Source organism: Pseudomonas paraveronii, assembly GCF_963681955.1.
Taxonomy (GTDB): domain Bacteria; phylum Pseudomonadota; class Gammaproteobacteria; order Pseudomonadales; family Pseudomonadaceae; genus Aquipseudomonas; species Aquipseudomonas paraveronii.
The window spans coordinates 1,627,746-1,642,245 of sequence record NZ_OY817130.1 but is presented as its reverse complement, the minus strand read 5'-3'; the positions used below and the strand labels follow the sequence as shown (position 1 = coordinate 1,642,245).

12 protein-coding genes and 1 riboswitch are annotated in these 14,500 nt (G+C 59.8%); of the genes, 6 read left to right on the top strand and 6 right to left on the bottom strand.

All coding sequences use genetic code 11. The annotated features are described in order from the left end of the window. The 4 genes from U5A08_RS07320 to ung form a co-directional block, all read right to left on the bottom strand. Positions 1-2,271 (bottom strand): autotransporter outer membrane beta-barrel domain-containing protein, encoded by a 2,271-nt coding sequence (locus tag U5A08_RS07320; protein WP_321851004.1) that lies wholly within the window; start codon positions 2,269-2,271, stop codon positions 1-3. Positions 2,272-2,577: 306 nt separating this feature from the next. After that, complete coding sequence (locus tag U5A08_RS07315) at positions 2,578-4,515, bottom strand: hypothetical protein (protein ID WP_321851002.1); 1,938 nt, start codon at positions 4,513-4,515, stop codon at positions 2,578-2,580. Between the two features lie 364 nt (positions 4,516-4,879). Then, a complete protein-coding gene (locus tag U5A08_RS07310; protein ID WP_321851000.1) occupies positions 4,880-6,886 on the bottom strand; it encodes a hypothetical protein in 2,007 nt (668 codons plus the stop codon). Positions 6,887-7,027: 141 nt separating this feature from the next. After that, a complete protein-coding gene (gene ung / locus U5A08_RS07305) occupies positions 7,028-7,720 on the bottom strand; it encodes a uracil-DNA glycosylase (RefSeq protein ID WP_253393978.1) in 693 nt (230 codons plus the stop codon). Positions 7,721-7,856: 136 nt separating this feature from the next. Between ung and U5A08_RS07300 the strand changes: the two genes are divergently transcribed. Continuing rightward, positions 7,857-8,969, top strand: a complete 1,113-nt coding sequence (locus U5A08_RS07300) for an enoyl-CoA hydratase/isomerase DspII (RefSeq protein ID WP_321850997.1) — start codon at positions 7,857-7,859, stop codon at positions 8,967-8,969. A gap of 3 nt (positions 8,970-8,972) precedes the next feature. On the opposite strand, the gene U5A08_RS07295 is transcribed toward U5A08_RS07300, so the two are convergent. Both U5A08_RS07295 and U5A08_RS07290 read right to left on the bottom strand, forming a co-directional pair. Then, positions 8,973-9,407 (bottom strand): DUF3757 domain-containing protein, encoded by a 435-nt coding sequence (locus U5A08_RS07295; RefSeq protein WP_253393974.1) that lies wholly within the window; start codon positions 9,405-9,407, stop codon positions 8,973-8,975. Positions 9,408-9,561: 154 nt separating this feature from the next. Beyond that, positions 9,562-9,906 (bottom strand): hypothetical protein, encoded by a 345-nt coding sequence (locus U5A08_RS07290; protein ID WP_253393972.1) that lies wholly within the window; start codon positions 9,904-9,906, stop codon positions 9,562-9,564. Positions 9,907-10,219: 313 nt separating this feature from the next. Further along, a riboswitch (guanidine-I (ykkC/yxkD leader) is annotated at positions 10,220-10,321 on the top strand. Between the two features lie 60 nt (positions 10,322-10,381). Here U5A08_RS07290 and U5A08_RS07285 point away from each other — a divergent pair. The 5 genes from U5A08_RS07285 to U5A08_RS07265 are packed head-to-tail and all read left to right on the top strand — an operon-like array spanning position 10,382 to position 14,399. Further along, positions 10,382-11,449, top strand: coding sequence for a putative urea ABC transporter substrate-binding protein (locus tag U5A08_RS07285; protein ID WP_321850992.1), 1,068 nt, complete (start codon positions 10,382-10,384; stop codon positions 11,447-11,449). A 12-nt stretch (positions 11,450-11,461) separates the two neighbouring features. Then, positions 11,462-12,277 carry an ABC transporter permease gene (locus tag U5A08_RS07280; protein WP_321850989.1) on the top strand — a complete coding sequence of 272 codons (816 nt, stop codon included), beginning with the start codon at positions 11,462-11,464 and terminating at the stop codon, positions 12,275-12,277. Continuing rightward, on the top strand, positions 12,274-13,038 hold the full coding sequence (locus U5A08_RS07275) for an ABC transporter ATP-binding protein (RefSeq protein WP_321850988.1): 765 nt from the start codon (positions 12,274-12,276) through the stop codon (positions 13,036-13,038). The genes U5A08_RS07280 and U5A08_RS07275 overlap by 4 nt, the downstream gene beginning before the upstream one ends. Next, positions 13,035-13,760: an urea amidolyase associated protein UAAP1 gene (locus tag U5A08_RS07270; protein ID WP_321850986.1), complete on the top strand. Its 726-nt coding sequence runs from the start codon at positions 13,035-13,037 to the stop codon at positions 13,758-13,760. Before U5A08_RS07275 ends, U5A08_RS07270 begins: the two co-directional genes overlap by 4 nt. A 9-nt stretch (positions 13,761-13,769) precedes the next feature. Continuing rightward, the gene (locus U5A08_RS07265) at positions 13,770-14,399 is read left to right on the top strand and encodes an urea amidolyase associated protein UAAP2 (protein ID WP_321850984.1); all 630 of its coding nucleotides are present in this window, start codon (positions 13,770-13,772) and stop codon (positions 14,397-14,399) included. Positions 14,400-14,500: the final 101 nt, after the last annotated feature.

Here is a 14,500-nt window from a genome sequence, read left to right as displayed (position 1 = left end):
TTAAAAATCATACCGCAACCCCACATTCATCCCAAACGGCTGTTTGATGTTCTTGCCCGTGCTGTGTTCCAGATCCGCATGCAGCTTCACGTTCTGCGACACCGACATCGCCACACCCGCACCCAGCTTCAGGCGCGAACCCGACAAGTCGTTGTTAAACGCGTTGTCGTTGACGAACACTTTGTTGCTCTGGTCGAACTCGTGGGCCACCGCCGCCTTCAAGTACGGCTGCAATACGCCGCCGCTTTCCAGCTGGATAGTGCGCCCCACGGTGGTACCGAGCTCACCGATCACCGTGCTGGAGCGGTCACCCTTGGCATCCAGGCCGTTGTCCAGCGTGTAGCTCTGCGCCTGGGTGATCACAGCAGCAAGTTGACCATACGGTTCAACGAAGAAACCGTCGTCCAGCGTGATGTGGCGACCGACTTCTGCCGACGCGCCCACCGCGTTTTGCGTGTAGTTGCCCTTGGCTTTCTTGCCGTCGCTCATGGCCACATTGGACTCGTTGTGCAAGCGGTTGAACTTGAGCACGCCGTCGAAGTAGAAGCCGCTCTCGGCATCCAGCCAGGTGGCGTAACCGCCGACATAGTAGCTGTTGACGGTTGCACTGCTGCCACGGTTCAAGTCCAGGTCCGAGGTGCTGTGACCGACCATTGCACCGATCAACCACTGGCCATCGCCAGCCGCTACCGGCGCGTCGGCACCGAGGGTAAAGCCGCGTTGCGACTGGTTGTAGCCCAGGCCGGTCTTGTCGTTGGACACCTCATACTTGTTGCCATAGGCGCGGGTCCAGAACCCGGCCGACTGGCCTTCGCTGAAGCGCAGTTCGCCCATGCGGGTACGCAGGGTGGTCATTTCACCCAGCAGCACAGTGGGGGCTGCGTTGAACAACGCCAACACCGAGTTGGTGCTCGGGCTGATCACCTTGCTGTCCGGATCGAGCAGCCAATCCTGGCCGTCGTTTTCATTGATCAGGCTGTAGGAGTAGGTACCCACATCCACGCGGTCGCCGATCAGGCTGAACTGGGCGCCACCGTCGGCGGTGTGTACCACGTGCAGGCGGTCATCGCTCAACGGGTCGGCGCCGCTGCTGGCGATCAGCAGTTTGTGGTCGCCCGACGAGGTGCCGGTCACGTTAAGGAAATCGCCGGTCAGGGTGGCAAAGTCCGCGCTCATGATGAAGGTGCCGTTACCCGACAGGTTGGCCACGTCCAACTGGTAGAACGTACCGGTCTCGCCGAACTTGACGTTACCGCCGCTCAGGGACAAGTCGCCGACCTGCTGGTGGTCGACCATCACCCAGGTGGCGTCGCTGTTGATCGCCAGTTTGTCGACGTTCTCCAGGCGGCCGGTGAGGATCGAGCCGTTGTTGAGACCGACACTCGCGTTGCCGCCAGTGTTGATCACGTCGCCGTTCATGATGGCGCGGTCAAGGCTCAGGTCCAGTGTGCTGTCCATACCGACCAGGATGTTACCGGCCAGCATGCTGCTGTTAACACGCATGTTGGCGTTGCCGCTATTGGCCAGTTCGACCATCGTGCCGTCACTGCCAATAAGCGTGGAGCCGTTATTCACATCGATTTCAGCAGTGATCGGCGTATCGACCCTGATCGCAGCACCAGCAAGCCCTTCTACGCGTGTACCTTCCAAGCGCAATTGCGGAGAGTTGGGTACAGTGCTGTGTTCGCGAGTCATGCGGATGCCGTTGGTAGCACCGGTGATTTCGCTGTTGAACGCCTCAGCCGCACCACCGCGCAAGATCAGGCCGGCCTGGCTACCGCCGAACAGTTTCGAGTCGTTGAGATACAGCGTGCTGTGCGAGGTCACATTGGCGCCGTAGGTGGCACCACGTACTTCGCTGAAGTTAAGGTACGCTTCGCTGCCCGTAGAGGTAGTCGAATTGCGCACGACATCCAGGCCGCCCGCCACGGAGCTGGTGATCAGCGAGTTGTTGATCTGCGCCTTGCTGTTGGTCAACACGACCGCGGTGCCAGCGGTGGTCGACGCAACCCGCGCACCCTCCATGTTCAAGGTCGAGTTGGCCGCCACAACACTACGTGCCAATGCGCCTTCATAAAGATTCAGCGTGGCATTGTTTCTCAGCGTGAAAGAGTCCGCAAAGTCGCCGGCGTAGACGTTTTTGGTTTTACCATCAAGATCCTCCAGCGCCATGGCCTGGGAGCTCATGAAGTAGAGGGGTGCGACGGCGATCAGCTTAATCGCTGTCGATAAACGAGAGTATTTAAAACGGGAAGAGTCAGTCGTATGCATGTCCAGTTAACCTCAGTAAAAGTACCAGTTCGAACCCGGAGGCCCTACCGACTAGGCTTCCGTTTTCCACGGCGCGAAGACTAAAGACTGGAGTTACCGCGTTATGTAGGACTTTCCTTAACTGCTCCTTTTCAACCTGAATCGCGCTGACATCGGTTGCCGATACCGATCAGTGCTGACTTGCTCATGATGATGACCTGCGAAAACAAAAACACCCTGTGAAGGCGTAGCCATCACAGGGTGTAAGGGGTGACCATCTCATTAACCCTGTGGCTGCCGAGGCGGGTCACAGGGTCAACGGGTCGATCAAAGCGTACCGGCCCGCGTCGCACCAGGTACACACGTGTTCAGCGGTGGAGCCGCGACACGGAAATCCCACTGGATTTGCACTTCGTCCGAGGTGCCTCGATCGCCTGTACTTGGTCGGAAAATGCTCCAAGTGACGCCCACCCACCCGCGCCCCCCACTGGCGGTGTGAGCCCTGAACCACGCCCCAAGGTCGAGCGTTACAGTGAAGCCATTCTGGATATCGTTGAACGAGACCTCTTGCTCCGGCGACTCTATGGGATCGCCTACCGGTGTGGTGTTATCGGCAAAGGCATAGCGGACCGCATGAACAGTAACCAAGTCATTCAATGCCAGCGTGACGGTGTCTTTGATAAAGATAGGGACCCCCACCCAAGGCCGCGGGCTAAGCCCCGCTTCACAATTGAGCGTACCTCGTGTCGGGCTTTTCACCGTGAACTCTGCATCCGCCAGGCCATTGAGGCTGTAGATGCTGACTTCTACCTCTTGACTAGGTGAATGCTTGTAGTTGTTCGCGTTGCGGATCCTGTAATAACACGGGATATCTCCATTGCCGTACAGCTCGATAATCGACCAAGCAATAGGCAGTACGACCTCAAAATCCGGAAGTTCGGTTCCCGTTACAGTATAGGTGGAGCCCGCCATCCCTCCCATGGTGCCGTAAATAATGTCAATGAAATCGCCGACCACCAGGTTTTCTGGAATCGTGAAAGTGGCGGTGGCGGCGGTGTTGCGATCACTTTCCACCAATTGGTTTTCGAGCATTTCAACGCCGCCGCGAACAACCGGTTTATCAAGCAAGTCATCCACCGGCCCCGGGCCTGGGTTGCCGGTACCGGGCTCAACCAGGTCCACCTCCACGGTCGTGGTAACGGGAGCAGTTGCACGGCTTACCGTACACTCAATATTGGCTGTATAGAGCTCGCCGGGCTCGGCGATTTGGGCGAACAAAACAGGGAACTCGAAAGGAAAAATCGGAAACAATCCGACCGGCCTTGAAGCGACCGGCGTGCCTTCCCAGAACACCCGAACAATATCGTCCGACAAAAAATCTGTAATCGTCGAAAGCTGCACCGTAACACCGTTACGCGCCTCTTCCTTGTTCACCAAAGGCCCTTCCACGACTGACAGCGTACCGAGCACCGGCGGCTCGCTGACTCTGACAGTGACCGTCCTGGGAAAGGAGAACTGCGTGGCGTTACCCGCACGATCAGTCGCGATAAACCTGATAGCGTAATCGCCAGGCCCGGCAGACATGATATTAGCGGTGATGAACGTACAGCTGGCATTGCCAGTGTCGGGAAAAACACCGCTGACGCCGATTTCATCGGCATCTCCGAAAAACGCTTGCCACGTGTCTCCCGGCCGGGTGTCTGCCAACCGTGGAATGGAGCAGATCAGCCCGGGCTTACCGGTCAAATATGCCGGCGTGATGTCTCCTGTCAAATCGACAGGTAGACCAATCGCAGGCGGCTGGTTGTTGTAGTTAGGATCGATAGTGTCGACAAACACCGTCTCTATCTCTGAGAACGCGGTATTGCCGTTGGCATGCTCAATCTTAAAGGTGATTTCCTTGATACCGTGGGTGCGAAGCTCCGCGACGGAGTTAAGGGTGATCTCGACCGGATCAGGTGGGGCAGGATCATCACCGTCATAGGTGTAGAACCCGACCAGCTTGCCATTGGCGTAGAAAAAAGCGGTATCGACTTCACCCGGATCAGCAAGAGGAAACCATCGATCTATAGATATCTTCATACCCAAGAGCTGAACGGATCTGGAAAGCACATTGTGTTGATCGTCCCCTGCTACATCAGGAAGCGCATTCAAAATAATAGGCGGGGGGGCCAACGGGTCGTCGGCGACTCGACGGTAACGCGAACGCCGCGCCCCCTCATCGGCGAGCGGTTTGGCACTCATTGAAGACTGTTTGTTTGACATGATCCTAAGCTCCTTGCATCAATGGACGGATCAGGATCGGACAACGGCATTTCACCCTCAGACCTGCGACCCTGTTATTGGAGATATCGCTTTTCATCACCGCAGATCAGTACAACCTGACGACGGTAGGCTCATTAAACAGGGGTCTCAGTGATTGCGTAACTGTCAAGACTCACAACTTGTCAAAGACAAAAAAGTATGCTGCTGCGCAATCAACAGCTAAAAACAGTGAGCCTTCTTTTTTTCACTACCTGCGCGCATTTACCAGGCTTTGAAAAGCACAAATGGTTCTATCAGAAAGTGCTTTCAACTGCGTTCCGATCAAAGGGGAAGGGCATTGCGCCCTTCCCCTTCGTACGCTAACTCAGTCAGGTGCAATACAAGGCGGTGCATTGTTTGGGCGAATCAAAGTGACCAGCACCAAGCTAGGATTCGACCCGCCGACTGTCACCCCACCACGAATCACCTTGTAACTTGTAGTGGCTGAGCCGTAGATCGGCTTATGGGGATAGTCGTCTGGTTTGACCAACCCAGGTAACGACACATGGGGATTGAACGGCACCGTGAACGGGTAACCGTTTTGCACCCATTCCAAGGTCAAGGGCGGAGAATCCCACTCGCCTTCAGAGCCGCTGATCACATGACTGAGGTTGCCATTGGGGCTGGCATAGCCCACCCAGCTCAATCGCAACACATCGCCTACCCGAAGGCGCGTATCGTCCCCCGGGACAAACACCTGAACGCCATAAGAGGGGTGAGGAGTGAGCGCGCAACCAATAAACCCGGAATCGGGTCCTGGAGCGTAGTTCACGTCCGGGTATCGGGTGGACTTTAGCCCCAAAATCGGCGAAACCACCACAGTGATGACTTTGTTGTTTGAGCGCTGGCGATTCACGCCATTGAACGTGCGGTAGAAGAGATTGGTCAGTGCATTGCCAACCGGGTCGATGAGCGCCCAGGGAATCTGGAACGGGATGACCGCTCCCGGATTCTCACCGATAGCTACAGAGTGGGTATCCACCGGCACGGGGTTGTCATTCCAAATCAGCTCCAGCAGATCACCCACATTGAAGTCAACGCCCAACACCAATTCCACATTAGCGGGCTTATCTCGGTCGAGGATGGTCAATACATCATCGCCCGTCACACCTTTGACGGTTGGAAGCAGAAGCAGAGGGTTGATGAAATTGGGGTTCTCCGGGTTAAGTTCGCCCACTGCAGTCAGGTCTACGGGGACGAACCTGACGACGGATGGCCGGGCAGCACCGATTCCTCGCTGCCAGGTGTAGCTGGCCCGGATGATCCCGCCTGCCAGCTCGAAGCCGCCTTGGGCCAGGGTCAGCCAAGGGATTGGCACACGCACTGGCCACACCTGGAAAGGACCCACGATGATCTGTGGAAGGGGAATCAAGTTCCAGGAAGGCGTCACCACGTCGCCCTCATCTGCGCCAACGATTTCTAGGATATTCATGTAGACGCCACCATTTTCACGGGCATCTTCCAGATCAATCAGCCCGTTCGCTCCCAAGCCGAAGGCTTGTGGCACCTCTGGCGCGGGAAAAGCTATTGGCGAGGGCGTGATGGCATTCAGCACCACGGATGTACGCGACGCTGGCCCCTGCCAACCGGTGCGGTCAGTCAAATAGTATTGGGCGGAGAGCTCTCGATTGCTGGGCAGTAAGCGAAACGTTTCGCCTCTAAATGCCAGTTCGATGGGAGCACCGTTTTTATGAGCCTGAGTGATTTCCACCGATGCCACTATGTCGTCGTTGCGCGAATGTGGGCCTCGGAGCGCCGGCAACAGCGTCAACTTACCGTCAACGCGATCCTCCAGGCGCATATCGGGCCATCGCGGCACAATTGCCACGACTTCGTCATTGTTGGCGGGGTCGGCTAAATACTCATCAGTGACGCCGTTATTTTGAATGTAGTCGTCAAACATCAACCTGCTAGGTTGCTGCCCTTGATTAGGCGCGAACTTGTCCAAGTCAACCTGGATCGGAAATGAAGGGTCTGCATCGTTGCCAGGGACCAGCTCAACGATGTATTGCAAACTGTGCAAGCCGGGCACGTCCAGAAGGATGATCGGTATCTCCGTAGCCACTTTCGGTAGATCAAGTTCATTATAGGGGGCTTCCAATTGCTTCACATCGCCGACCGGCTGGTTATCCCATAGCCAGGTAATACGTGTCACCTCACCGGGGTCAAGCAGATCTACACCTGGCCAAAGTACAGACACTTCCACTGCCAACGGGGCGAGTTGATCCAACCGGTGTATCTTGTAAGCCACCTCATCATCCAGAAATGGCAGGGCTGCTGGAATCCAGGGCGCATCCAGCATCCGAGGGGTTGGGGCTTTGTTCTTGGGCATGTCCACTCTCCTAGTGCAATTGATCAATGACTGGCCATTGACCACCGACTGGAGCGCACCCAACCGACAAAGCCAGGTGGATCATTTAATGCGCAAAAACACCCTCTGGATACTGTCGAAAGTAACAGGTTGCCCTAATGATTAGAGCGGCGGCAGCCGCCACTCGATAGGCGTCTCGCCATTCTGCTCAAGAAACTTGTTGGTGCGGCTGAAATGCCCGCAGCCCAGAAACCCCCGATACGCCGACAACGGCGACGGGTGGACCGACGTCAGCACCAGGTGCTTGGTCGCATCGATCAGCTTCTGCTTGCTCTGCGCATGGGCGCCCCACAACAGGAACACCAGATGCGGCTGGTGTTCGCTGACGACTTCGATAATCCGGTCGGTAAAGAACTGCCAGCCCTTGCCCGCATGGGCGTTGGCGTTGGCGCGCTCCACGGTCATGGTGGTGTTGAGCAGCAACACGCCCTGGTCGGCCCAGCTCTGCAGGCAGCCATGATTGGGGATGTCGATGTTCAGGTCGCGCTTGAGCTCTTTATAGATATTGACCAGCGACGGCGGCGTCGGCACGCCCGGTTGCACCGAGAAGCACAAACCGTGGGCCTGGCCGGGGCCGTGGTAGGGGTCCTGGCCGAGGATCACCACCTTGACCTTGTCCAGCGGCGTGGAATTGAGCGCGTTGAAGATCAACGGGCCAGGCGGGTAGATCTCCTTGCCGGCCGCGTGTTCCTGGCGCAGGAACTCACGCAGTTGGGCCATGTAGGGCTGCTCGAACTCATCGCGCAGGGCGTGTTTCCAGCTGGGTTCGAGTTTGATACGGTCGCCTTCGGTCATGATTGACTGGCCTTGTAAAAAAGAATGAGGCGAACCCTAGGAAAGCCGACCCCGCTTGTCAATTGATCTGACACACAACCGGCGCTTTCCCATGAAGGGATCATACTCAACGTTCACCTTCCCGATTGAGGTCACGATGAACCTGCACTTCGAAGAGCTGACCGGCAGCGGCGGCGCGCGCATCGGCATCGCCAGCCTGGACGCCGAAAAGTCCCTCAACGCCCTCTCCCTGCCGATGATCCTGGCCTTGAGCGAACGCTTGGACGTCTGGGCCAAAGACCCGAACATCGTCTGCGTGCTATTGCGCGGCAATGGGCCCAAAGCGTTCTGCGCCGGCGGCGAAGTGCGCAGCCTGGCCCAGGCGTGTCGCGAACAACCCGGCGTGGTGCCGGAGCTGGCCGCGCAGTTTTTTGCCGCGGAATATCGCCTCGACTATCGCCTGCACACTTACCCCAAACCGTTGATCTGCTGGGGCCACGGCTACGTGCTGGGCGGCGGCATGGGCCTGCTGCAAAGCGCCTCGGTGCGCATCGTCACCCCCAGCAGCCGTTTGGCCATGCCCGAGATCAGCATCGGCCTGTACCCGGACGTGGGCGCCAGTTGGTTCCTGTCGCGCCTGCCGGGCAAGCTGGGGATGTTCCTCGGCCTGACCGGCGCACACATCAACGGCCGCGACGCGCTGGATTTGGGCCTGGCCGACCGTTTCCTGCGTGAGGACCAGCAAGACGAACTGCTCGAAGGCCTGCTGCAACTGAACTGGCAGGAACAGAGCGCGATGCAGCTCAACAGCCTGCTCAAGGCCTTGGCCCAGGAAGCCATCGACCAGCAACCCGAGGCGCAATGGCTGCCACGCCGAGCGCAGATCGATGAATGGCTGGATGTCAGTGACGTGCGCTGTGCCTGGCGTGCCTTGAGCCTGTTGCGCGACCATGCAGACCCGTTGTTCAGCCGCGCCGGCACGACCCTCAGCGAAGGCTGCCCGCTGACCGCGCACCTGGTGTGGGAACAACAGCAGCGCGTCCGTCACCTGTCGCTGGCCGAGGTGTTCCAGATGGACTACACCCTGAGCCTGAATTGCTGCCGCCACCCGGAATTCAGCGAAGGGGTCCGCGCGCGGTTGATCGACAAAGACCAGAAGCCTCATTGGCATTGGCCGGATATCAATGCCATTCCGCAGGCCGTGGTGCAGGCCCACTTCACCAAAGCCTGGGAAGGCCGCCATCCGCTTGCGGATTTCTCCTACTTTTGACAGTCAGGTTTTTGGCTTTTTAACGCTGAATGAACAATTGTCCGGCTGACTGTCCTGGCAGATATACACCGGCAGGTCGAAGGGGTCGTTGGCAAGGCGCCAATGCAACGTACCGGTCAGCGACATCGTCTCCACCTCCCCCGATCTGCCGTATCGCAAGTCCACCCTCTGCCCTTCGTTGGTGAGGTAGCTGCACTTGTCGATATAGCCGCCGTCCCGGTCCTGCTCCCTGCCCGGGGTAAAAATGGCGCCAATAAACTGGTCGACAAACGCCCGATGACCGATCTTCGGGCTTTGCCACACCAGTGTTCCAGCCGTCGCCTGGAAATAGCCGTCGACATATTTGATTGCCGAGGGATAAGGGCAGCCTTGCTCCGCTTGCACGTGTGCAACACCACCGACCATCAGGAGTAAAACGCACGCCAATTGTCTGATCATCTGGGCTCCATTCGCTCACTGGGCAATCGAAAAGGCGCAACGGCCTCCCCCAGTTAAATACACAAGAACCCCAAACAATAGCTGTTAAATCTGACAGTAGCGCTAAACGCTACGAAAAAGCGGCGCTTCCTGCGCCGCTTACCTTCAAGCCCTGTCAACGATGGCCACCGCGGCCTCCGCCATGATCGCCACCGCGACCACGCCCGCCATTGCCCCAGCGATCACCCCAGCCCTGGTTTGGATAAGGCCGGTAACCCATGCGGGGCCCTGGATAGTAACGCGGTGCTGGCTGGTAATAACGCGGCGCCGGCGCGTAGTAACGCGGGGCCGGGTAATAGTCACGCCGATATTGATACGCCGGGCCGCCGCCGTAGTAATACACCGGCGCGGGCGCGGTATAGACCTCGGAACGGTAATAACTTTGGCCTCCATCGTAATAGGGCACGCACGCAGAAAGGGTCAGACCGAGCACAGCAATAAGAAACAGTCGTCGATACATGGCGGCCTCCTGGACCGCGAAAGAGCACCGCCAGCGACGCTGGGGGGCGGCATTCAGCTTTTGCTGAATGACGAAACATCTGACATCAAAAAGCGAAACTGGTGCGATTTCGACACAGACTGAAACATCTGTTTCGGACAAACCAAGCGCCTCATTGCAGTGCGGCGACGCACCAGTGCAACGCACCCGCCCGCACTCAGGCGTGGGGCGTTTCGCGCAAACCCGCGATCTACACGCCCGCGTCCTACTTGGCACGACTCTCGCTTTGCCTCTTGCGTGCAGGATTCATCACAGGTTCGCGGCACCACAATTTGCAATGGCCGACTAGGGTTCCGGCTCGCGAAACGCGAGTGGCTGGTCCGAGAGTTGGCGACCTCCAGTTGAGGTTACACGGCGGGATAAAAGCCCGGGAGACAAGCCACCGTTCACGGTGCCGCGTTGCTCCTGCTCGCCCTCGATCAACTGGAGAAGCCCCATGCCCGCAATCCGTTTACCCGCCCTGCTCGCCGCCGCCTTTGCCGCTCTACTGAGCGTCCAGACCCAAGCCGCCGTCAAAGACCACTTCAGCGTGTGCTGGACGATCTATGCCGGCTGGATGCCATGGGAGTACGCCGGCAGCCAAGGCATCCTCGACAAGTGGGCCAAGAAGTACGGCATCAGCATCGACGTGGTGCAGCTCAATGACTACGTCGAGTCGATCAACCAGTACACCGCCGGCCAGTTCGACGGCTGCACCATGACCAACATGGACGCCCTGACCATCCCCGCCGCCGGTGGCGTCGACAGCACCGCACTGATCGTCAGCGACTTCTCCAACGGCAACGACGGCGTAGTGCTCAAAGGCAGCGGCAAGACCGTGGCCGACCTCAAGGGCATGAACGTCAACCTGGTGGAACTCTCGGTGTCGCACTACCTGCTGGCCCGTGCGCTGGAGTCGGCGGACCTCAGCGAAAAAGACCTGAAAGTGGTCAACACCTCCGACGCCGACATCGCCGCAGCCTTCAACACCGACCAGGTGCAAGCGGTGACGACCTGGAACCCGATGCTCTCCGCGATCAACGCCAAACCCGGCGTCACCCAAGTGTTCGACTCCAGCAAAGTGCCCGGCGAAATCATGGACATGATGGTGGTCAACACCCAGACCCTCAAAGACAACCCGGCCCTGGGCAAAGCCCTCACCGGCGCCTGGTTCGAAGTGGTCGCGCTGATGAACGCCAAAGGCGCCGCCAGCAGCGAAGCCCTGGAACACATGGCCAAGGCCTCGGGCACCGACCTCAAGGGCTTCCAGTCGCAACTGGACACCACCAAGTTGTTCGCCACGCCCAAGGAAGCCCTGGCCTTCGCCACCAGCGCGCAGTTGCCCGCGACCATGCGCAAGGTCGCCGAGTTCTCGTTTGAACACGGCCTGCTCGGCGAAGGGGCCAAGGACACCAGCGCCGTGGGCATGAGCTTCGCCAACGGCGTGACCAGCGGCGACAAGGCCAACCTCAAGCTGCAGTTCGACCCCCGCTACGTGCAGATGGCCGCCGACGGCACGTTGTAAGAGGACCCGGCCATGCGCCTGATCAACCGTCACCCGGACCGCTCCAGCCGCCTGTTGTTGGTGCTGCTGCCGTTCGCCCTGCTGCTGTTCGCCTACTTCGTGGGCTCGGCCGAGCGCCTGGCGGATAACCCCAACGACAAACTGCTGCCCAGCGCCGGGCAAATGCTCGAGGCGGTCAAGCGCCTGGCATTCAGCGCCGACAGCCGCACCGGCGAATACGTGCTGTGGCAGGACAGCGCGTCGAGCCTGCGCCGCCTCGCGCTCGGCCTGGGCATCAGTGCCCTCGCCGGCCTGTGCCTGGGCATCGCCGCCGGGACGTTGCCATTGTTCGGCGCGCCGTTGTCGCCGTTGCTGACGGTACTGTCGATGGTGCCGCCGCTGGCGATCCTGCCGATCCTGTTCATCGTGTTTGGCCTGGGGGAATTGTCCAAGGTGATGCTCATCGTCATCGGCGTCACCCCGTGCCTGGCCCGCGACCTGGAACAGCGCGCACGCGAGATTCCGCTGGAGTTGCTGGTGAAGGCACAGACCCTCGGCGCCTCGACCTGGACCCTGATGCTGCGCGTGGTGTTGCCGCAATTGCTGCCGCGCCTGCTGATCTCGCTGCGGCTGATGCTGGGCTCGGCGTGGTTGTTCCTGATCGCCGCCGAAGCCATCGCCTCCACCGACGGCCTGGGCTACCGGATCTTCCTGGTGCGCCGCTACCTGGCGATGGACGTGATCTTGCCCTACGTGGTGTGGATCACCCTGCTCGCCTGGCTGATGGACTGGGGCCTCAAGGCCCTGACCCGGCGCGCGTTCCCCTGGTACGAAGGAGCGCGGGCATGAGCTTTATCAGCGTCAACAACGTGTGGCAGCGCTATGGCGATCAGGTGGTGCTGGAGGGTTTGAATCTGCAGGTCGCCGAGGGCGAATTTTGCACCCTGGTCGGCACCTCGGGCTGTGGCAAATCGACGTTTCTGCGCCTGCTGCTGGGCCAGGAAACCGCGAGCAAGGGCCACATCCTGCTGGACGGCCAACCGCTCGCCAGCGAACCGGATGCCAGCCGTGGCGTGGTGTTCCAGCGCTACTCGGTGTTCCCGCACCTGAGCGTGCTCGACAACGTCACCCTCGGCCTCGAGCTGCCGCGCGCGCCGTTGCTCGGACGGCTGTTCGGCAAAGCCAAAAAAGCCGCCCGCGAACAGGCCGCCGCGCTGCTGCACACAGTCGGCCTCGGCCACGCCCTCGACAAGTACCCGGCGCAGCTCTCCGGCGGCATGCAACAACGCCTGGCCATCGCCCAGGCCTTGATCATGAAACCGCGCATATTGCTGCTGGACGAACCCTTCGGCGCCCTCGACCCCGGCATTCGCAAAGACATGCACCAGCTACTGCTGGAACTGTGGCGCGAAACCCGGCTGACGGTGTTCATGGTCACCCACGACCTCAGCGAAGGCTTCAGCCTCGGCACGCGCCTGCTGGTGTTCGACAAAGTCCGCGTCGACCCCCACGCCCCCGGCGCCTATGGCGCGCGTATCACCTACGACATCCCTTTGAACAGCGAGCGGCGCAAGGCGTTCGCTGCCGAACTTGGAGCGACTTCCCAATGACCGATTCGACTCAACTGTTCCCGCCGTTCGCCGAAGAAATGCTGCCCGGCGGCGGCCACCGTTCCTTCGTGCTCAAGCGCGGCCAACTGCTGCGCCTCACCGATATTCGCGGCGGCGCCAACGTCAGCCTGACCCTGCTCAACGCCAACGAAAAAACCGAACGCCTGAACCTGCCCGACAGCCTCAAATGCCAACACACCGCCAAGCTCACCCGCGGCCATTGCCTGTACTCGGACATGGGCCGCGTGCTGGCGGCGATTACCGCCGACACCTGCGGTTGGAGTGACAGCATCGGCGGCGTGCTGTGCGCGACCGAGGTGGCCGAGAAGTACGGCCAGGGCCGCTACCAGGAACTGCGCAACGGCTTCTACCGCAACGGCACCGACAACCTGCTGGTGGAATTGGGCAAGTGGGGCCTGGGCCTGTCCGACCTGCTGATGACCCTCAACCTGTTCAGCAAAGTCAGCGCGGACGACGACGGCGGCCTGCACTTCGTGCCGGGCAACTCCAAGGCTGGCGACTACATCGAACTCTACGCGCCGATGGACACCCTGGTGGTGCTCACCGCCCTGCAACACCCGATGGACCCCAACCCCGCATACGCCCCACAACCGCTGAAACTGAGCTGGATGAACGCCGACCCAAGCGTCGCCGAACACTGCCGCACCTCGCGCCCGGAAAACGCGCGCGGCTTCATCAACACCGACCGTCTGTTCGCCTGAGGAACTGCCATGTCTATCGCACTGAAACAACCCGACACGGCGGTGTACCGCGCCACCATTCCCGCTGGCGAGCCATGGCTGATGGAGGTCAAGGCCGGACAGACCCTGCGCATCCTTGATCTGGAGGGCAACCAGGCAGTCGATACGCTGTTCTACAGCGCAAAAAACCCGCGCGAGCGCTACGACGTGCAACGCACGTTGCGCCGCCAGAACAACGTGTACCTGGGCACCGGCAGCGTGCTGTATTCCAACCTCGGCCAGCCGATGCTGACCCTCGTCGCAGACACCTGCGGGCGCCACGACACCCTCGGCGGCGCCTGCGCCCAAGAGAGCAACACCGTGCGCTACGCCCTGGAAAAACGCTACATGCACAGCTGCCGCGACAACTACCTGCGGGCCTGCGCCCACGACGGTCGCCTGGGCAAACGCGACATCGGGCCGAACATCAATTTCTTCATGAATGTGCCGGTCACGGCCGACGGCGGGCTGACCTTCGAAGACGGCATTTCCGCCCCCGGCAAGTACGTCGACCTGCGCGCCGAGATGGACGTGATCGTGCTGATCTCCAACTGCCCGCAATTGAACAACCCGTGCAACGCCTACAACCCGACCCCGGCGGAGTTACTCGTATGGAACTGACACTCAAGCGCTTGCGCAGTTGGTTATTTGCACTCTGCCAGGCCCGAGCCGGGCAGTGTCTTCAAAACCGCTGAACCCTGTGGGAGGGGGCTTGCCCCCGA

What these genes read in the sequence shown, in the direction of transcription:
- U5A08_RS07320 (WP_321851004.1), bottom strand. Translation starts at nt 2,271, where the DNA reads ATGCATACGACTGACTCTTCCCGTTTTAAATACTCTCGTTTATCGACA.
- U5A08_RS07315 (WP_321851002.1), bottom strand. Translation starts at nt 4,515, where the DNA reads ATGTCAAACAAACAGTCTTCAATGAGTGCCAAACCGCTCGCCGATGAG.
- U5A08_RS07310 (WP_321851000.1), bottom strand. Translation starts at nt 6,886, where the DNA reads ATGCCCAAGAACAAAGCCCCAACCCCTCGGATGCTGGATGCGCCCTGG.
- ung (WP_253393978.1), bottom strand. Translation starts at nt 7,720, where the DNA reads ATGACCGAAGGCGACCGTATCAAACTCGAACCCAGCTGGAAACACGCC.
- U5A08_RS07300 (WP_321850997.1), top strand. Translation starts at nt 7,857, where the DNA reads ATGAACCTGCACTTCGAAGAGCTGACCGGCAGCGGCGGCGCGCGCATC.
- U5A08_RS07295 (WP_253393974.1), bottom strand. Translation starts at nt 9,407, where the DNA reads ATGATCAGACAATTGGCGTGCGTTTTACTCCTGATGGTCGGTGGTGTT.
- U5A08_RS07290 (WP_253393972.1), bottom strand. Translation starts at nt 9,906, where the DNA reads ATGTATCGACGACTGTTTCTTATTGCTGTGCTCGGTCTGACCCTTTCT.
- U5A08_RS07285 (WP_321850992.1), top strand. Translation starts at nt 10,382, where the DNA reads ATGCCCGCAATCCGTTTACCCGCCCTGCTCGCCGCCGCCTTTGCCGCT.
- U5A08_RS07280 (WP_321850989.1), top strand. Translation starts at nt 11,462, where the DNA reads ATGCGCCTGATCAACCGTCACCCGGACCGCTCCAGCCGCCTGTTGTTG.
- U5A08_RS07275 (WP_321850988.1), top strand. Translation starts at nt 12,274, where the DNA reads ATGAGCTTTATCAGCGTCAACAACGTGTGGCAGCGCTATGGCGATCAG.
- U5A08_RS07270 (WP_321850986.1), top strand. Translation starts at nt 13,035, where the DNA reads ATGACCGATTCGACTCAACTGTTCCCGCCGTTCGCCGAAGAAATGCTG.
- U5A08_RS07265 (WP_321850984.1), top strand. Translation starts at nt 13,770, where the DNA reads ATGTCTATCGCACTGAAACAACCCGACACGGCGGTGTACCGCGCCACC.